At 72.0% G+C, this 25,424-nt stretch carries 20 protein-coding genes; 7 read left to right on the top strand and 13 right to left on the bottom strand.

The genetic code is table 11. From position 1 onward, the window contains the following. The first annotated feature begins 54 nt into the window (after positions 1-54). A complete protein-coding gene (locus tag SM754_RS09480; protein ID WP_323675982.1) occupies positions 55-555 on the top strand; it encodes a hypothetical protein in 501 nt (166 codons plus the stop codon). A 127-nt stretch (positions 556-682) separates the two neighbouring features. After that, on the top strand, positions 683-1,297 hold the full coding sequence (locus tag SM754_RS09475) for a GNAT family N-acetyltransferase (protein ID WP_323675981.1): 615 nt from the start codon (positions 683-685) through the stop codon (positions 1,295-1,297). Between the two features lie 104 nt (positions 1,298-1,401). Here the strand turns inward: SM754_RS09475 and SM754_RS09470 are convergent, their stop codons facing one another. Together SM754_RS09470 and SM754_RS09465 are read right to left on the bottom strand one after the other, a co-directional pair. Further along, positions 1,402-1,965, bottom strand: a complete 564-nt coding sequence (locus SM754_RS09470) for a hypothetical protein (protein ID WP_323675980.1) — start codon at positions 1,963-1,965, stop codon at positions 1,402-1,404. A gap of 113 nt (positions 1,966-2,078) precedes the next feature. Beyond that, positions 2,079-2,477, bottom strand: a complete 399-nt coding sequence (locus SM754_RS09465) for a universal stress protein (protein WP_323675979.1) — start codon at positions 2,475-2,477, stop codon at positions 2,079-2,081. A 95-nt stretch (positions 2,478-2,572) separates the two neighbouring features. On the opposite strand from SM754_RS09465, the gene SM754_RS09460 reads away from it, so the two are divergent. Beyond that, the gene (locus tag SM754_RS09460; RefSeq protein ID WP_323675978.1) at positions 2,573-3,997 is read left to right on the top strand and encodes a S8 family serine peptidase; all 1,425 of its coding nucleotides are present in this window, start codon (positions 2,573-2,575) and stop codon (positions 3,995-3,997) included. A 46-nt stretch (positions 3,998-4,043) separates the two neighbouring features. Beyond that, complete coding sequence (locus SM754_RS09455) at positions 4,044-4,652, top strand: ArsR/SmtB family transcription factor (protein ID WP_323675977.1); 609 nt, start codon at positions 4,044-4,046, stop codon at positions 4,650-4,652. Between the two features lie 17 nt (positions 4,653-4,669). On the opposite strand, the gene SM754_RS09450 is transcribed toward SM754_RS09455, so the two are convergent. Further along, entirely contained in the window at positions 4,670-6,811 is a 2,142-nt protein-coding gene (locus SM754_RS09450; protein WP_323675976.1) for a receiver/sensor box histidine kinase, read from the bottom strand. Between the two features lie 205 nt (positions 6,812-7,016). Between SM754_RS09450 and SM754_RS09445 the strand changes: the two genes are divergently transcribed. Continuing rightward, positions 7,017-7,676: a DsbA family oxidoreductase gene (locus SM754_RS09445; protein WP_323675975.1), complete on the top strand. Its 660-nt coding sequence runs from the start codon at positions 7,017-7,019 to the stop codon at positions 7,674-7,676. Between the two features lie 37 nt (positions 7,677-7,713). Here the strand turns inward: SM754_RS09445 and SM754_RS09440 are convergent, their stop codons facing one another. Beyond that, entirely contained in the window at positions 7,714-8,727 is a 1,014-nt protein-coding gene (locus tag SM754_RS09440) for a BGTF surface domain-containing protein (protein WP_323675974.1), read from the bottom strand. 250 nt (positions 8,728-8,977) lie between these two features. Here SM754_RS09440 and SM754_RS09435 point away from each other — a divergent pair, with 250 nt between their 5' ends. Further along, positions 8,978-9,154 (top strand): DUF7501 family protein, encoded by a 177-nt coding sequence (locus SM754_RS09435; protein WP_323675973.1) that lies wholly within the window; start codon positions 8,978-8,980, stop codon positions 9,152-9,154. Between the two features lie 64 nt (positions 9,155-9,218). On the opposite strand, the gene SM754_RS09430 is transcribed toward SM754_RS09435, so the two are convergent. Together SM754_RS09430 and SM754_RS09425 are read right to left on the bottom strand one after the other, a co-directional pair. Further along, on the bottom strand, positions 9,219-10,082 hold the full coding sequence (locus SM754_RS09430; RefSeq protein ID WP_323675972.1) for a universal stress protein: 864 nt from the start codon (positions 10,080-10,082) through the stop codon (positions 9,219-9,221). Between the two features lie 120 nt (positions 10,083-10,202). Beyond that, a complete protein-coding gene (locus SM754_RS09425) occupies positions 10,203-12,023 on the bottom strand; it encodes a cation:proton antiporter (protein WP_323675971.1) in 1,821 nt (606 codons plus the stop codon). A 247-nt stretch (positions 12,024-12,270) separates the two neighbouring features. Here SM754_RS09425 and SM754_RS09420 point away from each other — a divergent pair, with 247 nt between their 5' ends. Continuing rightward, a complete protein-coding gene (locus SM754_RS09420) occupies positions 12,271-13,857 on the top strand; it encodes an MBL fold metallo-hydrolase (RefSeq protein ID WP_323675970.1) in 1,587 nt (528 codons plus the stop codon). Positions 13,858-14,190: 333 nt separating this feature from the next. Here SM754_RS09420 and SM754_RS09415 read toward each other — a convergent pair whose 3' ends face one another. The 7 genes from SM754_RS09415 to SM754_RS09385 form a co-directional block, all read right to left on the bottom strand. Further along, positions 14,191-15,438, bottom strand: coding sequence for an outer membrane protein assembly factor BamB family protein (locus SM754_RS09415; RefSeq protein ID WP_323675969.1), 1,248 nt, complete (start codon positions 15,436-15,438; stop codon positions 14,191-14,193). 114 nt (positions 15,439-15,552) lie between these two features. Next, positions 15,553-16,986, bottom strand: coding sequence for a hypothetical protein (locus tag SM754_RS09410; protein ID WP_323675968.1), 1,434 nt, complete (start codon positions 16,984-16,986; stop codon positions 15,553-15,555). Continuing rightward, positions 16,983-17,729 (bottom strand): ABC transporter ATP-binding protein, encoded by a 747-nt coding sequence (locus tag SM754_RS09405; protein ID WP_323675967.1) that lies wholly within the window; start codon positions 17,727-17,729, stop codon positions 16,983-16,985. The genes SM754_RS09410 and SM754_RS09405 overlap by 4 nt, the downstream gene beginning before the upstream one ends. Positions 17,730-17,920: 191 nt before the next feature. Beyond that, positions 17,921-19,552, bottom strand: a complete 1,632-nt coding sequence (locus SM754_RS09400) for a DUF7519 family protein (protein ID WP_323675966.1) — start codon at positions 19,550-19,552, stop codon at positions 17,921-17,923. Continuing rightward, complete coding sequence (locus SM754_RS09395) at positions 19,553-20,953, bottom strand: DUF58 domain-containing protein (RefSeq protein ID WP_323675965.1); 1,401 nt, start codon at positions 20,951-20,953, stop codon at positions 19,553-19,555. Then, the gene (locus SM754_RS09390) at positions 20,950-21,750 is read right to left on the bottom strand and encodes a DUF7269 family protein (RefSeq protein ID WP_323675964.1); all 801 of its coding nucleotides are present in this window, start codon (positions 21,748-21,750) and stop codon (positions 20,950-20,952) included. The genes SM754_RS09395 and SM754_RS09390 overlap by 4 nt, the downstream gene beginning before the upstream one ends. Further along, a complete protein-coding gene (locus tag SM754_RS09385) occupies positions 21,747-25,274 on the bottom strand; it encodes a transglutaminase domain-containing protein (protein WP_323675963.1) in 3,528 nt (1,175 codons plus the stop codon). Before SM754_RS09385 ends, SM754_RS09390 begins: the two co-directional genes overlap by 4 nt. Positions 25,275-25,424: the final 150 nt, after the last annotated feature.

The raw sequence follows: 25,424 nt of genomic DNA, 5'->3' as shown, positions 1-25,424 counted from the left end.
ACCGCCAACCAGACGTTTCAGAAAAAATTTATAACTGCTGCCGCTACGGCGTCCATGGACCGCCCGAGCACGCGTCGCGTCGTCGCGGCGCTCGTCCTCGCCGCCGTCGCCGTCTCGCTCGTCCTCCCGGCACTCGGTGGGCCGCCGACGGTCACCGTCGAGAACCACGACCGGAACCGGACGTATCGCGTCACCGCCTACGCTGTCCCCGACGTCGAGCGTCCCTCCGCCCTCTCGTTCCACGCGACCACGGACGACCACCGCGAGCGGGTCCCCTTCGAAGCCGTCTACTGGTCCGGCGACAACGACTACCGGAACGTCACCGTCGCAACGCCCTCCGCGGCGAACGAGACCGCGATCGTCCCCGCCGGCGGGAACGCGACCGTCGAACTCGACGGCTACGACCGCGAACCGACGGTCGTCTACGTCGTCGAACTCGCCGACAGCGAGCGGGTCGTCCACGTCGACACCACCCAGTGCAGCGAACCCGACCAGACCGTCACCGTCGCCATGCAGGACGGCGACTTCCAGAACGGGACCGCCGTCTGCGCGTGACCGGGTTCGAGACGCGACCGCCGAGCGCGCCGGAACGAAGGTGTTCGGGTCGCGCCCCACGACGTTCCCACTGAGAGAGAATCACACGCCTCCTTCAGGAACGTGGACGCGCTAGCTCTCCGTAGCCATGGCCTCGAACGCCTGCGGCGCCTGGTGGCACGGCGACTGCGAAGGTACCGACGCGTGCCCACCGCGCTGTCCGCGATTCCGCGACCGCGACGACGGCCGCCCGTACCTCGTCCGGCCGGCCGCCGACGCGACCGACGACTCCATGGACGACGTCGTCGCCATGTACCGCGACTACCCCGCCGAACACCGCTCGATGGGGGTCCCACCCGTCCACGACGCTCGCATCCGCGAGTGGCTCGACCGGCTCGCCGACCGCGGCCGGAACGTCGTCGCCACGCTCGACGGCGACGTCGTCGGTCACGCCGCGTACGCACCGCTTCACGCCGACGTCCCCGAGATGCTCGTCTACGTCGACCCCGACCACCACGGCCGCGGACTCGGCACCGAACTCACGAAGCACGTCCTCGCGTACGCCGCCAGCGACGGCTGCGACGGCGTCGCGCTCGACGTCGCCCGCGACAACCCCACCGCCATCGGCGTCTACGAGTCGCTCGGGTTCGAACCCACCGACGAGACGCCCATGGAGGTCGAGATGGCGGTCGACACCGACCACCCCGTCGTCCTCCACGTTCGGCGGCCACCCGCCGACCGCGACCTCCACGAACCGAACTGAGAACCCCTCGAGCGTCCGCACGCCACCCGCGACGTCGTCCACGACGCCACCTACGACGCCACGCGCGACGTCGCCCATGATACCCCCCGCGACGCCGCGGGCGCTCAGACGTCGAGCGTGCGCTCGAACGCGAACGTCTCCGACACGCCCGCCGCCCGCGCCGTGAGCCTGATGTCGACCTCGCCGTCGTTGCGCTTGATCTTCCCGCCACCGAGGAGGCCGACGTCGATGTCGCGACTGATATCGGGGCGTTCGTCGCCCGCGTCGATACCGCCGACCGACCGCTCCTCGTCCCAGACCTTCTCCCCGCCGGTGAACACGCGGATGCGGACGACGACGTCCGGCGCCGGGTCCGCGCCACGGTTCTCCAGGGCGTACGTGAGCGTCCGGCACGTCGCCGAACACTTCTCGATGCGCACCACCGACGCCTCGAAGTCCACGTTCGCGCTCCCGCCCGCGTCGGCGTCGCTCTTGGTTCCGTCACCGTTCGCGTCCTCGCCACCGTCGTCTCCGAGCGCGGTCGTCGCAGCGGCCGTCCCCGCGGCGCTCGCCGACGTGTCGTCGCCGGCCGCAGTCGAGTCGTCGTCGCTCCCACCGGTCAGACAGCCCGCCGTCGCGACCGCACCCGCCGTCGCACCGACCGCGGAGAGGACCGTCCGCCGTCTCACGCAGGACCCTCCATCATCGTTACTTGCACAGACACTCCCGCGGAACACAAAAGCCCTGTCGACTCGCCGACCGTCGGCCCGTCGGCCCGTCGGCGGCCACGCCCACGAGGCCGCTACTCGTCCTCGATGTGCGCGAACAGGACCGGGCGGTCGCTATCGAGGATGACGTTCTGGGAGACGCTCCCGAACAGCGCCTTCCCCGTCGGCGAGCGCTTCCGGCCGGCGACGCAGATGCAGTCCACGTCCAGCTCGTTCGCGCGCTCGACGATCTCCGCCGACGGGTCCCCCGACTCCTCGTCGAGCCCGTACTCGACGCCGGCCTCGTCCAGAACGTCCGTCGCTCGCCGCACCGACTCGACCTGATTCACCGACGCCCCCGCCGGGTTCTCCTGGAAGATGTGGAGGACCGTCGCCGATACCTCGGTGTCCGCCGCCGGCAGGTCCGCGACCGCGTTCGCCTGCGCTCTCGCTCGCTCCCCGCTCTGGTCCACCGGAATGAGAACGTGATACATACCCGTCGCTTCGAGCACCGATGGCTTATGCGTTCCCCCGAGGATGGACGGCCGGACCCGAAGACGTATGCCGAACGCGGTCCACCCTCGCGACGATGTCGAGCGTCTCGGCACGCACCGTCCTCGCCGTCTCGGTCGTCGTGCTCGCGCTCGTCGGGAGCCTCGTCGGCGTCGCCGTCCCCGGCGGTAACCCGGCGCCCGCCGACCCGGCCGCAGCCCCGCCCGACGACGGCGACGTCGACGCCGTCCACGCCGACGGCGTCACCGGCGACGGCGTCGACGTCGCCGTCCTCGACCCGACCGGGTTCGACACCGACGACGACGCGTACGCCGACGCCGCCGTCGCCGCTCGCACGTTCGGGTCCGGACCGACCATCGGCCCGAACGCCGGCGACGTCCACGGCACGCGCTCCGCGCGGCAGGTCGCGGCGGTCGCCCCGAACGCGAGCCTCCACCTCGCCGGGTTCGACGGCGAGACCGGGTACGGGCGCGCGATGGCGTGGGCGGTCCGCCAGGGGGTCGACGTCGTGGTCGTCCCCGCCGCGTTCCACGGCAAACCCGGCACCGGCGACTCCGTCGTCGAGAACGTCACGTCCCGGGCCGTCGCGCGCGGCGTCGTCGTCGTCGCCGCCGCCGGGAACACCGCCCGCGGCACGTACCGCGCGACGTACGACCGCGTCCGGAACGGCGCGCTCGTCGTCGACGGCAGCGTCCGGAACTACCTCCGCGGCGACGACCGCGTCGTCCGCGCGTGGCTCTCCTGGACGAACGCCCGCCCCGGAGCGTCGTACGCGCTCGAACTCTACCGCGTCACCGAGACCGGACCCCGCCTCGTCGCGCGCTCGGTGCCCTACGAGGCCGACAGCGAGCCGAACGCGCGCCTGAACGTCCGCGTCGAACCCGGAACGCACTTCCTCGTCGTCCGCGGTCCCGACCGTCCGACCGGCGCGACCGTTCGCGTGACGAGCGCGACCAACGGGCTCCAGCACGTGACCGTCCGCGGCAGTCTCGTCGCCCCGGCGACCGCGGAGGGCGTCGTCGCCGTCGGCGCGTGGAACCCCGTCCAGGGGCGGCTCGCGGCGTACAGCTCCAGCGGTCCGACGCTCGCGGGCCGCCAGGGCGTCGACGTGGTCGCGACCGCGCGCGCCGACGACGGCTTCCGCGGCTCGTCCGTCGCCGCCGCCCGCGCCGGCGGCGTCGCCGCGCTCGTCCGCGCCGCCCGCCCGAACGCCACGCCCGCAGCCGTCGGCTCGTACCTCGAAGCGACCGCGCGCGACGTCGGCGTCGAAGGCGTCGACGCCAGAACCGGCGGCGGCCTCCTCCGCCCCGAACGCGCGGTCGCCGCCGCGCTCGCCGACGCCCGGAACGGCACCCGCGCTCCCGAGTCCACGACCGCGCGAGCGGTCGACGCCGGCGACCGCAGCGACGGCTCGCCGATACCGGCCGCGGCCGCCACCCTCGCCAACGGCCTGGTACTCCTGGGTTACGCGGGCGTCCGGACCACTCAAGCGCGGCTTTGAGCTACGACCACGGTTAACTTCGCGCCGGCTGAACGCACGAGTAGCCATGGGGAGTCTCATCGAACGCGTCCAGGGGGAGGTCGCCGACAGCGACGAGCGCCCGCTCGTCCTCGACGTCGTCGACGGCGAATCCGACGTCGTCCTCGACGCACTCGCCGCCGACACGCGCCGTCGCGTCTTCCGCGCGCTCTTCGAGGAACCAGGGACCGCGAGCGCGCTCGCCGACCGCCTCGACGAGAGCGTCCAGACCGTCCACTACCACCTCTCAGAACTGGAGGACGCCGACCTCGTCGAGAGCGTCGACACCCTGTACTCCGAGAAGGGGAACGAGATGGCGGTCTACGGCCCCGCGAGCGACCCGATCGTCCTCGTCGGGAACGAGGAGTTCGCGCCCGCCGTCGAACGCTCCATGACGCGCATCCTCGGCGGCGTCGGCCTGCTCGCCGCCGCGAGCCTCCTCGTCCAGTTCGGCGTCGAACGACTCGCCCGCGGCACGCGCCTCGGCGGTCGCGCCGCCGAACCCGCGAGCGCCGTCGACGGCGTCGCCCCCGACGGCACGCTCGCGAACCTACTCCTCGACGTCGTCGAACCCGGACTCGCGTTCTTCCTCGGCACGCTCGTCCTCGTCGCCGCCGTCGTCGTCGCTCGCCGCTGACCGCGACCGCACGCCGCTCAGTCCCCGTCAGCGGTCGGTTCGCGCGGCAGCGTCACGGCGAACGTTGCCCCGTCGTCGTTCTGCAGCGACACGCTCCCGTCGTACGCGTCCACGATCTCGCGGACGAGGTACAGGCCGAAGCCCGTCCCGGGACTGTCGAACCCGCGCTCGCCCTTCTCGAACACCGACGGCAGCACGTCCTCGGGAACGCCGGGGCCGTCGTCGCCGACGCGAACCGTCGCCGTCGTCCCCTCCGCGACCACCGACACCGACACGGACGGCGACGCGCGGTCGTTGTGCTGGACGGCGTTCGCGAGCAGGTTCTCGAACACCTCGCCGAGCAACCGGTCCGCGAGCACCGTCACGCGCTCGTCGGGCATCGACAGCGAGAACTCGGCAGCCGGGAACGCCTCCCGCGCCCCCTCGACCTCCGCCTCGACGACCGCTCGCAGGTCCACGGGCTCGGTCTCCCGCGTCTCGTCGACGACGAACGCCTGCATGAGCGCCCGCAGCGTCTCGATGAGCTCCACCATGTCCGCGGTTCGCCCCTGGATGGTCTCCAGGTGCGACCGTCCGGCGTCGTCGACGTGCGCGTCCAGTATCTCGGTGCGAGCCGCCACGACGTTCAGGCTGTTCAGGAGCGTATGCCGGATGAACCGGTTCACGAACTCCAGTCGCTCGCGTTCCTGCTCGACGGTCGCGCCGCGCTCGACGGTCGCGATCGCCAACCCGAGTATCTCCCCGACCTGCCCGAGCACCGCGAGCTCCCGGCCACCGAACCCCTCGCGTCGGTACGTCGCCACGTTCAGGACGCCGAAGAACTCGTCGTCGAACGCCACCGGCACCGCCGCCCAGCGCTCCAGGCCGCGGTCCGCGAGCACGCCGAGCCGACCGTCCGCAGCGGACACGTCCCGCGTCAGCACCTCCCGTCCGTCGAACGCCGCCACCGCCAGATCGCTCCCGTGGTCCTCGACCGGTAACGCCAGGCCGACGTCCTCGGGCACGACCGGGCCGTCGACGTCCGCGTCCGCGACCGCAACCGTCCGCAGCGCCCCGTCGACCGACGGATCGAGCGCGTCCACCCACGCCAGCGCGTACGACTCCGTCCCGGCGAGACGGTCGACCGCCGTCCGCTCCATCTCTCGACGGTCGGAGCGATGCATCACCGCGTCCGTCAACGTCCGTACGACCGAGTGCAGGTCGTTCAGCGCCGCCAACCGGTCGACGTACCGCTCGCGCTCCAGCTCGCCGCTCACCCAGTCGCTGAACAGCTCCACGAACGTCACCTGCCACGGCGAGAACGCCTCCGAACGCGCCTCCTTGTCGTAGAAGCAGAACGTCCCGTACGTCTCGCCGTCCACCGTCACGGGCGCGCCGAGGTAACACGAGACACCCCACTCCGCGTTCCCGGCGCGGTCGGCGAGCTCGGGGGCGTCCCGCTCGACGTCCTCGAGGACGAGCGTCTCCGTGGTGGACACCACCTCCTCGCAGTTCGTCGTCTCCAGCGGCACCGTCTCCCCGGCCGTGACGTCGTCCTCCCCCGGCGCGTCCACGTACTCGAACGTGTAGTCGCTCCCGTCGACGTACGACAGCGACGCGTACGACGTCCCGACCGCCTCGCGGACGATTCCGAGGAGGTCCTCGACCCGTTCGTCGAACGGCCGTCCCGTGTCCGCGACGACCTCGTACGCTCGCTGGAGCGCGCGCTCCCGGTCCTCGACCGACCCCGAGTTCGACGCCGCCGGAACCTCCTCCGCGTCGTCCACGTCCGACCCGCCGTCGGTGCGAGCGACGTCGAGCGCGCGGTCGCGGACCACGTCCGGAACCCGGTCCGCGGGCGCGTCCCCGGGAACCGGAACGTAGTCGTCGACGCCCGCCCGAACCGCCTCGCTCGCCACGCGCTCGTCGCCGTTGCGCGCGTACACGACCGCCGGGACGTCGTCGGCGAGCGCTCTGACGACCGCCACGCCGTCGGTCCCCGCGAGCTCGTACGGCGTCACGACGACGGCGGCGTCCGCCGGCACCGACCCGACGCGTCCGTCGGTCACCCGGACCGTTCGAACGGGGACCCCGACCGCGTCGAACGCCGACGCGTCCACCGGCGACGTGGCGTCCGTCACGAGCACCACAGGCGGTGTCCCGCGCAACTCGTCCTGCATTCGTCCGGACAACGAACCGCGCATACAAATCACTACCGTGGTCGACCCGCGACCCCGCCACGGCCAGCCATCGAGCGTCGCGCGACACGAAGTCGTGCGGCGGGTCGCGTTGGGCGCGTTCGTGCACGGGGTCGCGTGGGTGGCGTTCGTGTAGTGGTCGCCCGGCGTCCCGGTCGTTAACCGTCCACGGCGCGAACGACCGGATATGACAGCGCAATCCGCCGACGAGGCAGACGCCTCGAACGTCGTGACAGTGTACTCCGACTACGTCTGCCCGTTCTGCTACCTGGGCCGGGAGAGCCTCCGCCAGTACCAGGCGACGCGCGACGAGCCGCTCGAGATCGACTGGCGGCCGTTCGACCTCCGGAGCGGTCAGCGCGGCCCCGACGGCGAGATAGACCACTCCGTCGACACCGGGAAGGACGACGAGTACTTCGAGCAAGCGAAGGAGAACGTCCGCCGGCTCCAGGAGGAGTACGACGTCGAGATGGACCTGGAGATGGCGACCGACGTCGACTCGCTCGACGCGCAGGTCGCGTCGTACTACGTGAAAGGCCACGCCGACTACGAGACGTGGCTCGCGTTCGACGAGGCCATCCTCGACGCGCTCTGGCACGACGGCCGGGACATCGGCGACGAAGCGGTGCTCGTCGACCTCGCCGCGGACGCCGGCGTCGACCCCGACGAGGTCCGCGCCGCGCTCGACGACGACGCGCTCCGCGCCGAACTCCACGAGCAGTTCCGCGCCGCCCAGCAGGCCGGCGTCACGGGCGTCCCGACGTTCGCGTACGACGGCTACGCCGCACGCGGCGCCGTCCCGCCCGAGCACGTCGAACGCCTCGTCGAAGGCACGCACGACGCCTGACGGCGCCGCGAGACTCGCCTGACCGCGAAGCCCCCGGTTAGTCGAAGTCACCGACGAGGGCGACGACGCCGAGTATCGCGAGCAGGCCACCGACCGCGAGCGCGCCGACCGTCGTCATCGACACGCCCCCACCGTCGCCGGTGGGCGTGCTCGTCGTCGCCGACCCGTAGATGGTGCCGACCGCGGTCGTCCCCGCGTCGCCGCCGCGCGTCGTCGGCTGCGTGTCCGACGCCTCCTGTAGGACGACCGTGCTGATGTCCACCTCGAATCGCTCACCGCCGTCTTCCAGGTACAGCGACATCGGGTAGTTCCCGGGGGCGAGCGACTGCGGGCGGTCGAGGTCCTGGTGAACCGTCAGGGAATCCGCGTCCGCGGACGCGTACACGCCTGGGTCGTTCAGCCCGTCGACGCGCGTCTCGATGACCAGCGTCACCTTTCCGTCGTCGTTCCCGTCAGTGACGGTGACCGGAATGCGGACGTTCGTCGGCTCGGACCCGAACACGACCGTCGCCGTCTCCCGGTCGGTCAATCCAACTCGCACCTCGACGCGGCCACCGGCCGACTCCGTGTAGACCTTCTGGTCGAACTCGGCGTCACCGCCGCCACACGACGGTGCGCACTCGCCGACGACGCCCGGAGCGCTCCCGAGCTCGGTGCCGTTGTACCGGACCGACACCTCGAACTCCGTGCCGCGTTCTATCTCCGCGAAGTCGACGGCGGCCTCGAACGAGCCGTTCTCGTCCACGCTCGCGACCGCCTGCCTGAGGAACGGGTTCTGGGAGTCCACGGACTTTATCCGCAGCGTCACCTGCGAGCCGTTCTCGAGCGTCGTCGTCCCCGTGATGGCGGCGTCGTCGGTCTGTTCGACGACGAGTCGCTCGCCGTCGTAGTCGACCGTCGCGTTCGGCGGCGCGTCCGCGTCGTCGTGGCCGACGGTCGCGTTCGCTGGCGCGCCGGCGGCGACGCTCGCCGCGGCCACCCCGCCGAGTGCGGCGATGGCGGCGAGCGCGACCGCGAACGCGACTGTCTCGCGAGCGGGGCGTCGACTCACGTCGACCACCTCCGCTCGCGTCCGCTGCAACGACCGTTCCGGTGCGCACGAGGTCGTGCGCTGGAGGGCAGGGTTCGCATTGCACTCGGGACCACGGATGCGGTACTTGTAGGACTCCCGTAACCTCAAACCCGGCTTTGAACGCGCGCCCCGTCTCGCGCCACGACACCTGTGTGATGTATTAGGACATGGAAGGTCTCCTATTACTTTCTAGGCGGGTTTGAAGGGCGATGCGGCCCATCAAACGTGTATGTCCGTCGGAACCCCCACCGCCAACTGGACCACGGAGTACAACTGCCCGTTCTGCGACGACACGCTCGACGACCCCGGCGCCGCGTTCGTCGACCACATCGCCGAGAATCCCGACTGCAAGTCCGGACACGACGCTTGGACGTTCCACCTCACCGACGACTTCGGCGGCGCCTGAATCCGAGACGGCCCGCCGCAATCGTCCTCGGTCCACCCCGCCGCAATCGGCCTCGACCCGCTTCTCACTCGGCGTCCGTCGGTCGACGCACCGTCAGCACTGGCACGTCGGTCGTCCGGAGCGTCCGTTCCGCCACGCTCCCCAACAGCAGTCGATCGACGCCGCTCCGGCCGTGCGTCCCCATCGCGACCAGATCCACGTCGTTCGCCGTCACGTGCTCTCGTATCGCGACCCGTGGAACGCCCGACGTCACCGTCGTCGAGGCCGCCACGCTCGCCTCGTCAGCCAGCGCGACGACCTCGTCGACGACCTCGGTCGCGTGCTCGCGCAACTCCGCCTCCAGTATCTCGGAGCGAACGTCGGCGCCGAGCGCCGCCGTCTCGACGACACTGAGCACGTCGACGGCCGCGTCGCACGCGGCCGCCAACCCGACCGCGTGCTCCGCCGCGGCCATCGCCTCCGGACTCCCGTCCGCCGCCACGAGCACGCGGTCGTAGGGGAACGCGACACGCGCGTCCTCGGCGAGCGGGACCGTCACCACCGGTACCGTCGCGTCGCGAACGACCGCCTCCGCGACGCTCCCGACCCGGACGTGCTCCAGTCCCGTGCGACCGTGCGTCCCGACGACGACGAGGTCGACGGCCGCCTCCGTCGCGTACCCGACGATGGCGTCCGCGGGCACGTCCGTCCGCACCACCTCCTCGACGTCCTCGGGGGCCGCGTCGACGTCCGCCGCGACGTCGTGCACGTACGCCGCAGCGTCCTCGCGACGCTGCTCGCTCTCCGGGACGGTGTCCAGCCGACGGACGTCGACGACGTGCAGGACGTGCAGCGTCGCGTCGAACCGTGCGGCGAGGGCGCGCGCGTGCTCGACAACGACGTCCGACTCGGCGGGTTCGTCGACGGCGACGAGGATTGACTCGAACATCGAACTCGTCGACCGTTCGCACGCCACCGTAATCAGGGTTCCCGCGAGACCACACCCGACCGACTGCTCGTCACGCGAAGTCCTCGGGACCTGCTAGCCGGTCCACCGGACGTCGGCGGCTCACTCCGCTCCCGTCCCCCGGTCGGTATCGCCGTCCTCACCGTCCAGGTCCGCGTCGAGGAGGCCGTGGTCGCTCGCCCGCTCCCGCCAGAACTCCCGGTAGCCCTCCTCGTCGCGGTCCCGGGTCACCGTCGACTCGCCGGACTGTACGCGATCGAGCTTGATGTTCACCTCCTCCAGGAGCGCATCGGCGATCTCCGTCGAGATGACGCCGCTCAACTCCGCGTCCTTCAGCGCCGACTGCTCTCGCTTCAGGACCTGGCGTTCCCCGACCAGCCGTTCGCGGTCGCGGATGTCGGGATGCTCGGCGAGCAGCCGACCGATGGCGCGGTTCAGGTCGTCCTTCTCCACCCGATACTCCGTCTGGAACTGCTCGAAGACGGAGTCCGGGATGCGACCCCGGTCGTGGAGTCGCTCTGCCGCCTCCAGCGCCGCGTCCACCGCTCGCGCCCGGCCGACGAGGAGCTGGTAGAGCTCGTCCTCCTCGGTCGTCGTGACGATACCGAGCCGCTCGATGAGCGGCTTCATCGTCAACCCCTGCCCGATGAGGCTGAACGCAGCGACGCCGAACACGAGCACGCGCAACTGCGGGGCGAAGGGCACGACGCTCTCCTGGACACCGAGCACGAGCGCGATGGGGATGGACCCGTGCAGGCCGCCCCAGACGAGGACGTGCTGGTTCCGCAGGTCCACGTCGTTCCGCACGAACCGGTTCGCGGCGGTCGTCAGCGGATACACCGCAAGCGCCCGTCCGACGAGCACGATACCGATGGCGGGCACCAGGAGCTCCGCGTTCCCGACGATGTCCGTCACGGGCGTCTTCGCGCCGATGACGACGAAGATGAACGTGTTCACGATGAACGCACCCGTCTCCCACGTGTTGAACACCGAGAGCTTCGTCTGCGCGCTCATCGCGTACTCCGCACCGCGGTTCCCGATGAGGAGGCCCGCGACCACCGTGGCGATGACGCCGGACACGTGGAGGTAGTGCTCGGCGAGCAGGAACGAGCCGTACGCGAGGATGATCGTGAGCACGATCTCGGTCATGTGCTCGTCGAGGTCTCGCATCACGCTGTACACCGCGTACCCCGCGACGAACCCGACGACTGCACCGCCGAGGCTCGTGTAGACGAGCTCGACGAGCACCGCGCCGAAGTTCTCCGGCGCCAGCAGGTACTCCAGACTCCGCTCGTTCTCGAGGAGCGCGTACAGCGTCGTGAAGATGACGACCGCGACGCCGTCGTTGATGAGGCTCTCCCCCTCGACGAGCACGCTCAACCGTTCGGGGACGCCGATCTCCTCGAAGAGCGCGAGCACGCTCACCGGGTCGGTGGGGAGGACGGTCGTCGCGAACAGGAGCGAGACGAGGAGCGTGAACTCGTCGCCGGAGACGAGCCCCAGTCCCGTGAACAGCCAGTGGGCTGCGACGCCGACGAACGCGATGGACGCGACGAGGCCGACGATGGCGAGCAGGAGGATGATCGGGAGGTTGCTCTCGAACTCCTCGACGTCGGTCGTGGCCGCGCCCTCGAACAGGAGCGGTGGGAGGAGCACGAGGAGGATGACGTCGTGGGTCAGGACGATCTCGCCGAGTATCTCGTTCGGACCGACCGCGACCGAACTGGCGACCGACACCGCGAACCCCGCGACGAGCAGCGCGATGGTGTACGGGAAGTGGCCGACCTTCGAGACGAACACGCCCACGCCGCCCGCGATGACGAACACCGCGACCAGGTCGATGAGGCTCGCTTCGATGCCATCGCCCGCGGACGCCGCGAGTGCGACGTCGACGCCGGCGGCGGCGAGCGCGCCGGCGGTCACGCGTCCCACCTCGGGTCGGCCGATGCTCGCACCGGCGTGCAACAGTTGCGACAGCAGAGAGTCATACCTTCCCCCTCCGCCAGCGTGGAAGTAAACGTTCCCCTCCGCGCGAGACCCGTCGAGGGACTGCGGCCGAATCGGCCTCGACAATCCGGTTGTAGAACCGGTGATTGCTTCTCGGGAGGTCTTCCAGGCATCACCATCGCTTTGGGTTAACTCTATTGCCTTTCATTCCAAGGTCGAGGACATGGAGGTCCGATTTCAACGTGCGAACCATCGGACCGGGAACGAGTCCGTGCTCCTGAAGTTCGAGGGGGTGCTCGACGAGCAGACGGCGTGCGTGCTCGTGGACTCGGGTCGTGGGGTGGACGTCTCGGCGCAGATGGGCGACGACGAACACCTGGCTGGCGTGCTCGTGACGCACGCGCACCTCGACCACTTCCGGTCCCTCGGCGAGAACGCCGTCGACGGCGCGCCGGTGCTCGCGGCGGCACCGACCGCGGCGGTACTGGCGGAATCGCTGAGCGAGAACGAACGCAACGACAGGGCGACGGGCGACGTCGCCGGCGCGCTCGACGCGCTCGAACCCGTGACGGGGTGGCGGACGCTGCTCGGCGACGACGCGGTCCGCGTGCATCCGGTGCCGGCAGGGCACGCACCGGGTGCGGCGGGGTTCGTCGTCGAGTTCCGCGACGACGGCGTCGCGCGTCGACTCCTCGTCACGGGCGACTTCACGCGGACGCAGACGGCGGGGTATCCGGCGCTCCCGGACTCCCTCCCCGTGGACGTGGAGGCGATGGTGGTGAACGTCGCGACGGCCGAGGGCTACGAACGCCGCCTCCACGAGACCCTGGAGACGACGCTCGGTCGCGCCCTCGACGGCGACAGGACGCTCCTGACCGCCGGCGGGCTCTCGGGCGTTCACCTCGCGCGCCTGCTCGCCGCCGCCGCGGGCCGGTTCTCGCTCGACGTCACGGTCCGTCTCGTCGGACAGCCGGCGAAACTGTACGCGGCGCTCGACCTCCCCACCGACGCCGTCGAGTTGACCGCGGAGTACGCGGACCCGGAGGCCGTGCTGGACGCGGGCGCGGTGACGATAGCCGCCCCGGAGACGCCGGTCGACGGGAGCGCGAAACGGCTCTTCGGGGCCATCGAGGGGGACGCGGACGCCGCGCTCGTCCAGGTGACGACCGGCGCGCTGGACCCCGTGACCGGTGGGGCGTGCACGACGGACGCGTTCGAGGTGCGCGCACACCCGACCGAGGAGGTCGTCGACAGCGTCGTCGAGGGCTACGACCCCCTGCACGTCGTGGTCGCGCACGAGAACGGGCCGGCGTTGGACGCGTACAAGGACAAGTACGCGTCGTTCGTGTGGGCGAACCAGGACGCCATCGAGCAGACGCTGTACGCGGACGGCGACTGGCAGGCGCCGCCGTGGGTGAGCGAGCGCGCCGAGCAGTACGTGTACGGGAACACCGAGACGACCGGCGGCACGCCGCTGTCGGACGACGAGCGCCTGGACGCGTCGCTCCCCGCGGTCGCGGCCGACGACGTGCTCTTGCACGCCGAAGGAATCGACGTCGCGCGCCTCGCGGAGCGGTTCGGGTCGACGTCGACGGGTGACGCGAGCGTCGACGCGGACGCGTCCGAGGACCTATCGACGGTGCTCGCTCGACTCGAGGAGATCGAGTCGTTGCTCGCGGCCCGCGGCGTCCTCGAGGACCGCGTCCCGGTCACCGTCGAGGAGTTCGGCGACCGCACCGTCCTCGTCCTCCCCGAGGGCGTCGACGTGGACGACGCGGACGACGTCCAGGTGTTCCTCGACGACGACTGACCGTCGCGAAGCGCGCGAGCGCGACCCCTCGGTCCGCCGTCACCGTCTGGCAAACGTTGCACCGTCACGCATCACCAATACACCCCTGTCCGTACGCGTAGGTGGCGCCACGCGAGAGCGTGCGAAGCAACCATCACTTCCATCGATGCCATGCTCGCCGGTGGTCGCGGGTGCCTGCCCGCGTCCGCCGGCGGCGACGTTAACTCCGCGAGCGACGCCCGGGCGCCGACCGCAGTGCGGACAGCTCGTCGACCGTCACGGTCCCACTCGGGGAGTGGTCGACGAAGCCGCTCGGCACGATGGGTTCACACGAGACGTGAACCTCGGGAGCTGTCACGGGAGGTCGTACCGCCGCACACCGTGACTGGCGACGTACGCGCTCCCGTCGCGGAGCGTCACGAACCACCGCGGCAGGTGATCCTCGCGCACCCGATGCCCGCAGGTGTCGCCGTAGTTCTCGGCCGCGGTCGCGAGCCGCGCCGTCCGCGCCCCGTCGTCGAGGGCGAGGACGTGCGCGAATCCACGGGCGTCGAGCGCGACGACGACCTCGCGGCCGGCGTCGGCGGTCACGGCGACGGCCGGCGCACCGGCGTCGTACCGCCAGCGGCGCTCGCCCGACCCGCGGTCGACGGCGACCACGTCGCCCGACGCCGTCGCGGCGAAGGCGTGGTCGGCAGAGGCGGCCATGCGCTGTACGCCCTCTGCGGGGTCCGGGCCGCTCCCGTGCGTGTTCTCTCGCGGCTCGGGGGCGACGCGCTCGCGCCAGTCGAGTTCGCCGGCTTCGACGTCGAGACCGCCGAGGACGTGGCCGTCGAGAACGACCGGCATCACGCCGCCCTCGACGGACCGGGCGACGTCGGTGACGCCGCCGGCGAGGGACAGCCGCCACTCCACGTCGCCGGTCCGCCCGTTCAGCCGCCCGACGCTCCCGTCCTGGCTCGCGGCGACGACGTCCCCGTCGTCGACGCCGACGACGCGACAGCGCGACGGAAGCGAGTGCGTCCACCGCAGCGTCCCGTCGGCGGCGTCGACGCCCGCGACCGCGTGCTCGCCGTCGAACACCGCCGCAGTCGCGCCCTCGAACGCCTGGACGACGACGCCCTCGTCCGTCGGCACCGGCTCGTCGAGCGCGAAGCTGTCGCCGGACTCGTAGCCGTGGTCGTCGGCGTCCACGCGCCAGCGCACGGCGCCGTCGCTCGCCGCGAGCGCGAGCAGTTCGTTCCGACCGGTCGGCACGTACACGACGCCGTCGGCGACCGCGGGCGTCCCGACGCCCGCGGGCTCCCGGTCGACGACCCACGAGACCCCGCCCGTCTCGCGGTCGAGGCGCGCGACGGTCCCGGACCCGCCCGCGGTGATACCATGCCCCCTCGTCACGTACACCGCGTCGTCGTCGACGACCGGCGGCCCCCAGTAGTCGTAGGGGAATCCGTCCAGTTCGTCGGCGTCGCCGGCGTCCCACGCGTACGCGTCCGGCTCCGGGCACGGCAGGTCGTCGTCCCAGAGCGCGTTCCCGACGAGGACGCCACCGACCGCGGTCCCGCCCGCGGCAGCGACGAGCTGACGACGCGAGAGCTCCATGTTTACAGAACCGAGCGCGCAGTGCGACAAGTATCTTCTGTAGGACAGCTACGATTTCGGTGGCGGTGCCCTGGAGTGGTTTCGAACGTGACAGCGCGACCGGGGGAAGCGCTCCTACGTCCGCGTCGCGCGCTCCCACTTCGGCGTCGCGCGCCGAACGAGGACGCCCCCGGCGAGCGCGAGGACGACACCGCCGGCGGCGACGCCGGCGAGGACCGCGGGCGTCCCCGCGGTCACGACGAACCCGGCGACGACGATCGGGACGACCGGCCCCGCGACCGCGAGCGTGAACGCCGCGAACAGCACCGTGTCGAACAGGAACTCGTTCGGCGAGAACCCCGCGAGGTAGACCGTGACGCCGAACAGGTACACCTGGAGGCCGACGTGCACGACGAGCCCGGCGAGCGCGTCACCGAGCGTCGGCGCCTGCCAGACGACCGCGACCGCGTAGAACGCGACGCCCGTCGGAATACTCACGAGCAGGAACGCCCGGCGCTTCGCCGTCAGCACGTCCCCGACGTCCAGCGGGTACAGCCGGTACTCGTCCAGGTCGTCGAACTGCGTCAGCCAGTTGTACGTCGTGAACGCCGACAACCCGAGTATCGCGCCGAGCGTCACGCCCGGCGCCGGGTCGACCGACGCGATCTCGCCCGCGAGCTCCAGGAGGAACACGCCGACCGCGAGGAGGATGCTCCCCGAGAACACGATCTTGAACAGGCCGCCCGAGGACCGCGAGACGTCGATGAGCGTCTTCGCGGTGACCGCGTCGTCGCGGAACGGCAACCGGTCGCGCCAGCGACCGTACGCGTCCCCGGCGGTCCGCGCCGGCGCCGAGTAGTTCGGGTCGTACACCGCGATACCGAGCACCGCCAACAGCGGGATGGCGGCGAGGACGAGCGTCGTCTCGACGGCGGTCGCACCGACGTAGATACCGTACGGCGTGTACCCGACGAGGTCGACGCCCGAGACGACCGCCGCGGCGAGGCCGACGCCGAGCGCGAGCGCGACGACGCGCCCGGACACCCCGCGGGTCGCGAGCGAGATGCCAGCGAACGTCACCGCGACCCCCAGGAGGAACGTCGTCGTCGCCGTCCCCCAGAGGAGCGCGAGCTGTCCGGCCGCGAGCTGGCCGGCCGCGACCGCGGGCGCGAACGAGAGCGCCATCGGGAGCATGAACAGCCCCGAGTAGTACACCGCGTCCTTCAGGAGGAACACGCCGAGCAAACGACGCTGGGAGACCGGGAGCGTGCGCGCGGTGAACACGATGAGCGTCATGTCCCCGAGGAGGTTCCGGGCCGCGTCGCGCCCGAGGAACGCGGTCGTCCCCGTCTGGAGGCCGAACGCGAACACGAGCGCGTGCACGCCGAGCACCAGCGTGTCGACGGTCGCGACCGCGGTCGTCGTCAACAGCCACACGGCGCCCGCGCCGAGCGCGAGCACGAACAGCGGGAACGCCGCGAACCGCGCACCCCCGAAGAGGTTCGCGTGCATCCGCCACTCCTCGCGGAGCATCCCGACGAACAACCGTCGGTTCAGCGACCGCGTCATCGCCCCACGAGACCCTGGACCTCGGCGGTCGACGACCCGACGTTCTCGAGGAACGTGTCGAGCAGCGACTCGTTCGCGCCGAGCTCGCTCGGCCGTCGCTCCGCGATGAGCTCCCCGCCGGAGACGATGCCGACGCGACTACACATCTCCTCCGCGACCTCGATGTGATGCGTCGAGATGAATATCGTGTTCCCGTCGTCCCGGTAGGACTTGAGGAAGTCCTTCACGTGCTCCTGCACGATCGGGTCGAGGTTCGCGAGCGGCTCGTCGATGAACACCACCTCGGGCTCGTGGAGGAACGCCTGCGTTATCATCACCTTCTGCTGTTGCCCGCGCGAGAGGTCCGTCGACACCGTGTCGAGCTTCTCCGCGAACGACAACCGGTCGGTCCACGTCTCGACGCGCTCGTCGACGACGTCACTGGGGATGTCCCGTACCGTCCCGACGAAGTCGAAGTACTCGCGCGGCGTGAGGAACGACGGCGGCGACTCCTGCTCGGGGAGGATGCCGATGTGTCGTCGCGTCTCCACGGGCTCGCTCACCGGGTCGTGGCCCAGGACCGACGCGGTCCCGCCGTCGGGCTGGAGCTGTCCGGTGAGTATCTTTATCGTCGTCGTCTTCCCGGCGCCGTTCGGGCCGAGCGCGCCGAACAGTTCGCCTTCGTCTATCGAGAGCGAGAGGTCCGCGAGCGCGGTGACGTCACCGTAGGTCTTCCTGAGGTTCGACGTACTGATGGCGACCATCTACTGGCCGGAAGGTGGGGCGGTGCGCTCTTATCCTTGTTGGGCAGCACGCCGCCCGGCCGGACCGGCTCGAGATGGCGGCGAACCGGCCGGAACGGGCCGAGCGGACCGGATTGTAGCGAACGCACGTCCACTGGCGTAGCAGGCACGCAACCGTTCGGAGACGGATTCCTTCTCGCGGTCGTCGACGCTCATCCGCGGAGCGTGCTCATCAACCCGAGCGTCGCCACGACCAGTAACGCCAACCCGAGCAGGCCGGGGCCGTCGATGCCACCACCGGCCGCGAGCCGGCGGGACGCCCACAGCGCCACGAACGCCACCCCAACCAGTATCACTCCCACGGTCGCACTCCCCGCGGCGTGCAGGACCTCCACGACGCGCGACGTCGTTCCGTCCAACTCCGCCGTGACGTCCACGCCGTAGTTCCCGACGTCCCACACGACCATCGACGCGACGACCGCCGCGAACGTCGCGAGCGCGTACTCGCCCTCGGAGATCCCCGCCGCGACAGCGACCAGCAGGACGCCACCCGCGGCGACGCTCGGCGCGGCCGTCCGGTTCGGGATGAACCCCACGCCAGCCGCCGTCGTCAACGCACTCAGCGCGAGCGTCGTCCCGAGCACGAGCGATATCAGGACCGCGAGCGCCAGCGCCTCCACGCCGACCAGGTCCGCGCCGGCGTCCACCATCTCCGACACCGGCCCGATTCGGAGCCTCGACAGCACCAGTTCCGGTCGGAGAACGCCGACCGCGAGCAGGACGCTCCCGCCCGGCGTCGTCGTCGCCGCGAGCCGGAGGACGCGACGGCCGTCGACGTTCGCCACCCGCCGCACGCCCACCGCGACCGTCGACGCCGCGAGCGCGCCCAGTGCCACGGCGGCGAGCGCCTGACGCAGGACGGGAACGTCGACGACCGCCGCGAGCACGCCCTCCACGCCCACGTCGGCGAGGACGTCGTGGAACGCGGCCGCCGGCCACGCCGTCACCACCACCGCGAGGAACAGCGCGGTGACGCCACCGCGAACGAGCCACGACCGCGCACGACCGACGCGACGCGCGACGGCGCCCCGCCGCGCTCTCGCGACGAGGTTCACTATCGGGAGCGTCCGGAGCGCGACCGCCACCGACAGCGCCGCCGCGCCGGCGAGCCCGAGGAACCCGCCGACGTTCGCGTTCGGCCCCTGCGGTGCGAGGAGCGCAGTCGTCCCCTCCCCGACCGCCGATTCGACCGCGGTCACGGCCTCGCCGCCGCCACCGACCGCGCCGACGCCCGCGACGACGACCACCACGCCCGGGAGCGCCGTCGTCGCCGCGGCCTGCACGACCGTCCGCGCCCACTGCCCGTCGCCGAGCGACCCCGGAACCGCCGCGGTCGCACCGAGGCCCGCGACGAGCGCACCGACCGCGAACACGGCCGGCCCGACCGTCAACGGCACGCTCGGGTCCGAGAGCGGCCGCGAGAGCGCGTACACCGCCGCGACGACGCCGACCACGACGCCGACGCTCCCCGCCGCCATCCACAGCGGCGACTCCCCGTTACAGAGCGTCGACGCGACCGCGAGCGACGCCCCCGCGGCGAGCCCCGCGACCGCCAGCCCGAGGAACCCCAGCACCCACCCGACCGCCGCCACGACGACCGCGGTCGTCCCGACGACGACCGCACCGCTCACCGCCGTCGCCGCCACCGCCTCCGTCACCGACCGACCCCCCGACCCCCCAGCGACGGCACCCATCGGCCCGGCGTCCGCTCCTCCAGATACGTCATCCATCGACCCGGCGTCCGACCCGCCGACCGACCCAGCCGTGCGGTCCCCGTCCGACATCTACCGCACCTCCCTGAACGCCGGTGCCAGCGCCAGCGGTAGCGGGTCGTCGAGCGACCAGTCCACTACGTGCGCGCCGGTCTCGCGGAGTCGACGCACGCGGTCGGTCCGCGTCACGCGCGACACGCGCCCGCCGAGGGTCTCTCCGTCCGTCACGTCCGGCGCCACCACCGTCACCGCGTGCCCGTGCCCGGCGAGCGTCTCCGTGACCGTCACCGGGAACTCGTCCAGCGCCGGCGTCACGAACAACACCTGCGTGTGCCGGTCGAGGTACGCGCGCAGCCGTCGCGTCGCCGCGTCCGCGTCGTCGACCCCACCGTCGGCCGACGGCGTCGCCGTCACCGACGGTCGCTCCGCGCCCGCCGCCGTGGACTCGCCCGTGCGCTCACGGCGGCCGTCGCCGCCCTTCGCCGCCGCCGCAGCGACCTCGGGGTCGCCCTCCGCGACCGCCGAACACACCGCCGAGACGTGCGCGCGGAACGAATCCCCGCCCGACGGCTCCAGGACCGACGGCGACCCGGCGCCACGGGTCCCCGGGAGCGAGAGCCCGAAGACGCCGATCCCGACCTCGTGCCCCTCGTCAAGCAGCACGCCGGTGAGCAGTTCCGCGGCGTACGACGACAGCTCGCGCGAACTCGGGTACTCCGGCCCGCACGACACCGCGACCGACTCGCGAGCGTCGACGACCACCATCACGCGCGCCGCCTCCTGCACGCGGTAGTCGATGGTCGTCAACTCGCCGGTCTTCGCGAGCCGCCGCCAGTCGATGCGGTTCATCGGGTCCCCGCGCCGGTAGTTCCGCGTCGAGTGGAACTCGATACCGGCCCCGCCGGTCTGCGTCGGGATGGCCCCGACGAACTGCATCGTCTGGTCGCGCACCGGTGCGTCCTCGACGTGCACGCGACAGAACATCCCCGAATCCCCCGCTGGCGTCACGGTCGCGCTCGACACCGCCGCGGCGCTCAGGCTCCGGGCGCGCAGCGATACGTCACCGAACTCGTGCGCGCCCCGCTGCGCGACGAGCTCGTACGTCACCTCGTGGGTCTCCCCGGGACGCAACCCGAAGACAGCCTCCGGGCTCCCCGACACCGGCTCGACGCCATCCGGGACGTCGTCCACCAGTCGGAGGTCCGGGAGCGACCGCCCGCTCTCGTTCGTCACCGCGAGCGTCACCTCGACGTGCTCGCCGGGGAACGGCGTGTCGGACGACAGCGACCGCTCGACGCGCACCGCCCCCGAGACGTCCGGGACCGACGACAGCGCGCCGTACGCCAGGTACCCGAGCGGGAGCGCCGCCGCGACGAACAGCACGCGGTCGCCCGTCCACAACGCCACCGCGACCAGCAGCGCCGCCGGCGCGACCGCCGTCCGCCATCGCGGCTCGTGGCGACTCTCGCTCACGACGCCACCCCCGTCGCGTCCGACGACCCCTCGCGTCCGCGACCCTCGGACTCGGCTCCCGTTCCACTCTCGTCTCCCGTTCCGCCCTCATCGCCCGTTCCGGCCTCGTCCGTCCCTCCACTCTCGCTCGTCCTCTCGGCTCGGTCCGCCTCGGAGACGCCGGCCTGACGTTCCACCGCCACCACGACGCGCTCGACGCGCCGTCGGAACGCACGCGCCGGATACAGCCACGCGTACACGCGCCGCCACAGCGACACCCCGGGCGCCTCCGGCCCACCGAGGAACGCCGCCGCGACCCGGTCGTCCGTCCACGTCCCCGACTCCACCGCCGCTCGCGCCGCGTTCAGCGACGCGCCCCGAGCGGCCTGCACCGCGACCACCGCGGTCTCCAGGTCCTCCCGGACCCGGTCGGCCTCCCACGCGTCAGCGTTCGGGTCCGCCTCCAGTTGCGCGACCGTCCGCGCCAGCGCGTGGTCGAACGCCCGCCCCGGCCGCTCCGGGTCGAAGTCCACCGTCGCTGCGTCCACGTCCCCTGCCGTCGCGTCCTCGTCGCGAACGAGACGCTCGACGGTCCCGTCGTCCGCCCGCCAGAATCGATAGACCGCGTACGCGAACACCACGAGCGATAACGCGAGCACGACGACCCACGGCTCGACCCGGGACTCCACGTCGAGAGCGAACGCCGTCACCGACGACGGCAGGAGCGACGGCGCGAACGCCGCCACCACCCCCACCGCGAACGCGACCGCACCGACCGCGCCCACTACCTCGCGCATCGACGGACGCAGGACGCTCACGACCCGACCCCCTCCTCGCCGGAACGGTCTGCGGTCACGTCGTCGGTACCCGTCCCGTCCTGGCCAGCCGTCCCGTCGTCGGCGACGCTCCCATCGCCCGGCTCCGCCGTCGATTCGAGCGACGCCGCCGCCGCCCGCGCCCGCTCGACGTCCTCCTCGCTCGCGCCGCTCGGCCCGTACACCGCTCGCTCGTACGCGTCCGTCAACGTCCGCACCGGCTCGCCCGGCAGCCCTCGCTCCAGCGCCATCCGTCCGATCTCCGCCGGCGTCCGCCGGTCGAGGCGCGACGGCGACACGAGCGACACGAGCACCAGCCACGCCTCGACGAGCGACCGCGGCGCCGCGCCGTCCGTTGCGCCAGGCTCGTCCCCGCCACCAGCACCTCCCGGCCCGACCGACTCACCTGGCGCGCCATCACGCCGACCGCGGAGGGCCGCGACGAGCGCCGCGAGCACGCCCGTCACCCACGCCGCGACGCGACGCCACGCCGCGCCGAGCGCCCGCACCGGCGACCGCACCAGTCGCTCGACGGTCTCCCGGACGAGCGCGGGCAGGGACGGCAGCCACGCGACGAACGCGTCCACGCGGCTCGCGACCGCGAACAGCGCGTTCATCGCCATCGAGACGGCAGCGCTCGCGTACCGCCGTAGCGCTCGCACCGCTCGCGCCGCCCGACTCCGCTCGAACAGCGACCCGACCACGACCACGACCGCCAGCACGCCCACCGCCAGGGCGCCGAACGCGTTCACGAACAACCAGTCGAGTCGCGCCGACGCCGACGCACCCATCGACGACACGACGACCGTCGCCGCGTTCCGCACCGGGAGCGCGACCTCCGCGGTCCCGTCCGCGCCCGTCGTCGTCGCGTTCGCGTCCCGCGCGTCCCGCAGGCTCGCGTTTGCCCCGCCGACCACTCGAACGGTCGCGTCCGCCACCGGCGAGCCCGCGTCCGTCACGTTCACCGACATCGGCGTCCCCGGGAGCGCCACGAGGTACGCGGGCGTCGTCGACACGTTCGGCTCGTACAGGTCCACGTCGCGCGTCGTCGACAACGAACCCAGGGTCGCCGACACCGTCGCGTTCCCCGTCGCGTTCGCCGGCACGGAGAGCGTCACGAGCCCGGCCCGGTCGGTCTCACCCATCGCCCGACCGTCGACGCGCACCGTCGCGCCGGCGACCGACTCGTCGGCCGCCCGAACCGCCGCCACCACGTCCGCTCCCGGCGACAGCGGGTCCTCGAACGAGAGCGTCGCGTTCGTCACCACGTCCTTCGACGCCTCGCCCGCGACGAGCCCACGCTCCACGCGCACCGTCACCGTCCCGGTCGCCTCCGTCGGCACCGGAACCGTCGCCATCCCCGCGGCGTCCGTCCGCGCGACACGTTCCCCGTCGAGGCGCACCGTCGCGTTCCCCAGCGGCGCGTCGTCGTACCGCGCCGTCACGCGCAGGTCACCGCCCGGCACCGCCGCCCCGTCCGCCGACACCGCCGCGGTCGTCACGAGCGCCACGACCGCCGAATCCGACACCTCGCCGCGCTCGGCCGCCACCGTCACCTCGCTCGCGTCCGACGGCAACGGAACCCGCACCCACCCCGACGCGTTCGTCGTCCCGACGACCGCGCCGTCGCGACGCACCGTCGCGTCCGGCACCGGCCGCCCCTCGATACTCACCTGCACCGGGACCGTCGCGCCGAGCGTCGGCTCGTCCGCGAGCGCGAACGTCATGTCCGCCGACACCGCGAACTCCCGCGTCGCCGAGTCGTTGTCCGGCGTCCCGGCGTCGTCGCGCGTCGCCGCCGACCGCGCGAGGTCGCCCGCCGAGACCGCAGCCCGGAACTCGCTCGCCGAGACCGCGTCCACGTCGAACCGGACCGACCGCCCGTCGCCCCCGCCGGGTGGTCCCGGGACCGACGCCGCCGGCATCGTCGTCGCGCCGTCACCGGCCACGCGCACCGACTCGTTCACGTTCTCGACGCGCACCGTCAGGTTCCGCGTGAACGGCACCGTCCCGACCACCTCGCCGTCGTAGTCCGTCGTCCCGACGTACTCGCCGTCGAAGAACACCGCCGCGAACGACACCGGCTCGCCGTCGCGCGTCACCGTCACCGTCACGTCGGACCCCGGCGCAGCCGTCCGGTTCAGCGAGACGTTCACCGAACGGGGCTCGTCGTCACCCGTCGGCGAATCCCCGTCCGACCCGTCGCCGCCGTCACCGCTCCCATCGCCGCCCGACCCGTCGGTCCCGTTCGTCGACCCGCCCTTGGTCCCGTTCCCGCCCGACCCCGCACCGGTCGACCCGTTCCCCGGCGGATCGAACGACGACGCGTTCACCGCGTCGCTCACCGACGATTCCGCGAACGACTCCCGGACTGCCGACTCGTTCGCGACCGCGGAATCGGCCGCCTCCCGGCCCGCAGACGGCGTCGGGTCGAACCGCACCCACCCGACGCCCTCGAAGTACACCTCCACCCACGCGTGCGCCTGCGACCCGGTCACAGCGTACGTCTCCTCGCCGATCTGCGTCCCCGGCGCGTACCCGACGACGTACCGCGCCGGGACACCCTGCGACCGCAGCATCACCGCCATGCTCGACGCGAAGTACTGGCAGTACCCCGCCTCCATCTCGAAGAGGAACTGCCGCGTCACCGGCCGCTCCGGGTCCGTGGTCGCGTTCAGCGAGTACTCCTTGTTCGCCTCCAACCACGCCTCGATGGCCGTCGCCTCCGCGTAGGGATTCGTCGCATCCGCAGTCACCTCGTCGGCGAGGTCGACGACGCGGTCCGAGACGTTGTCGTCCACCTCGAGGTACGTGCGCTCGACCGCCGACGGGTAATCGTACCCCGAGTCCGAGAGCACCGACGGGTCGCGCGTCGGCCGGACCGCCGTCACCGTGAACGACTGGTTCGCCGACAGCGACTCCCGCGGCACGATACCGCCGGTGTCGCGGACCGACAGCGGCGTCGGCCCCTCGACGCTCGTCGGCTTCCACGGCACGGGGACCGCGTACGCCGACGTGTTCAACGTCACGCGCGCGGTGCTCCGCTGTCCCGGCGGCGTCGCTCCCGGAACGGCCCCCGAGAACGCCGTCCGCGCGTCGTCGCGCGACCAGCCGTACCCGTCGAACGACTGGTACGCGCCGACGCGATAGTACGAGTTCGACGCCGCCTCCACGACGAACTGGATGCCGCCGGACTGCCGACTGAAGTTCGCGAGCGGTTGCGCACCACCGACCTGGTAGTTCCTCGGCGACCCGACGACGCTCGACGGCGACGACGTCACCCCTTCGGTCGCGTCTCTCGCGCCGCTCGCGTTCCCTGGCGCCGAACCGTCGCTCTCGTTCGCGAGCGCGTTCGCGACGTCACCGTTCGCGAACTGCGACGCGTTCACCGCCGGGCCGTCATCGAACGGCGATCCGAGCGACGGTGCGATGGCGCCGGCGAGCACGAGCGCCAGCGCGCACCCGACGACCACGACGACCTGCCCGACACGTCGTCCGGCGCCGTCGTCCGCGCTCGTCTCTGTCATTGTGGGTCCCCCAATCGCCCGACGCAGTACTTGAATGACGTACCGGACGGGTGCGCATAAGCCCTTGGGGTCGGCCGACGGTGACCGTCGTCGTCCCCCGAGAACTGATGTAAGATTAACAACACTAAACCGTGGGTGGCGCGATTCCCG

It is taken from the genome of Halorubellus amylolyticus (assembly GCF_034808145.1).
GTDB lineage: Archaea > Halobacteriota > Halobacteria > Halobacteriales > Natrialbaceae > Halorubellus.
This window is presented reverse-complemented; position numbering and strand designations above follow the sequence as displayed.

Excerpts from the sequence above, each read along its gene's own strand:
- SM754_RS09480 (WP_323675982.1), top strand. The coding sequence starts at position 55 with ATGGACCGCCCGAGCACGCGTCGCGTCGTCGCGGCGCTCGTCCTCGCC.
- SM754_RS09475 (WP_323675981.1), top strand. The coding sequence starts at position 683 with ATGGCCTCGAACGCCTGCGGCGCCTGGTGGCACGGCGACTGCGAAGGT.
- SM754_RS09465 (WP_323675979.1), bottom strand. The coding sequence starts at position 2,477 with ATGTATCACGTTCTCATTCCGGTGGACCAGAGCGGGGAGCGAGCGAGA.
- SM754_RS09460 (WP_323675978.1), top strand. The coding sequence starts at position 2,573 with ATGTCGAGCGTCTCGGCACGCACCGTCCTCGCCGTCTCGGTCGTCGTG.
- SM754_RS09455 (WP_323675977.1), top strand. The coding sequence starts at position 4,044 with ATGGGGAGTCTCATCGAACGCGTCCAGGGGGAGGTCGCCGACAGCGAC.
- SM754_RS09450 (WP_323675976.1), bottom strand. The coding sequence starts at position 6,811 with ATGCAGGACGAGTTGCGCGGGACACCGCCTGTGGTGCTCGTGACGGAC.
- SM754_RS09445 (WP_323675975.1), top strand. The coding sequence starts at position 7,017 with ATGACAGCGCAATCCGCCGACGAGGCAGACGCCTCGAACGTCGTGACA.
- SM754_RS09435 (WP_323675973.1), top strand. The coding sequence starts at position 8,978 with ATGTCCGTCGGAACCCCCACCGCCAACTGGACCACGGAGTACAACTGC.
- SM754_RS09430 (WP_323675972.1), bottom strand. The coding sequence starts at position 10,082 with ATGTTCGAGTCAATCCTCGTCGCCGTCGACGAACCCGCCGAGTCGGAC.
- SM754_RS09420 (WP_323675970.1), top strand. The coding sequence starts at position 12,271 with ATGGAGGTCCGATTTCAACGTGCGAACCATCGGACCGGGAACGAGTCC.
- SM754_RS09415 (WP_323675969.1), bottom strand. The coding sequence starts at position 15,438 with ATGGAGCTCTCGCGTCGTCAGCTCGTCGCTGCCGCGGGCGGGACCGCG.
- SM754_RS09410 (WP_323675968.1), bottom strand. The coding sequence starts at position 16,986 with ATGACGCGGTCGCTGAACCGACGGTTGTTCGTCGGGATGCTCCGCGAG.
- SM754_RS09405 (WP_323675967.1), bottom strand. The coding sequence starts at position 17,729 with ATGGTCGCCATCAGTACGTCGAACCTCAGGAAGACCTACGGTGACGTC.
- SM754_RS09400 (WP_323675966.1), bottom strand. The coding sequence starts at position 19,552 with ATGTCGGACGGGGACCGCACGGCTGGGTCGGTCGGCGGGTCGGACGCC.
- SM754_RS09385 (WP_323675963.1), bottom strand. The coding sequence starts at position 25,274 with ATGACAGAGACGAGCGCGGACGACGGCGCCGGACGACGTGTCGGGCAG.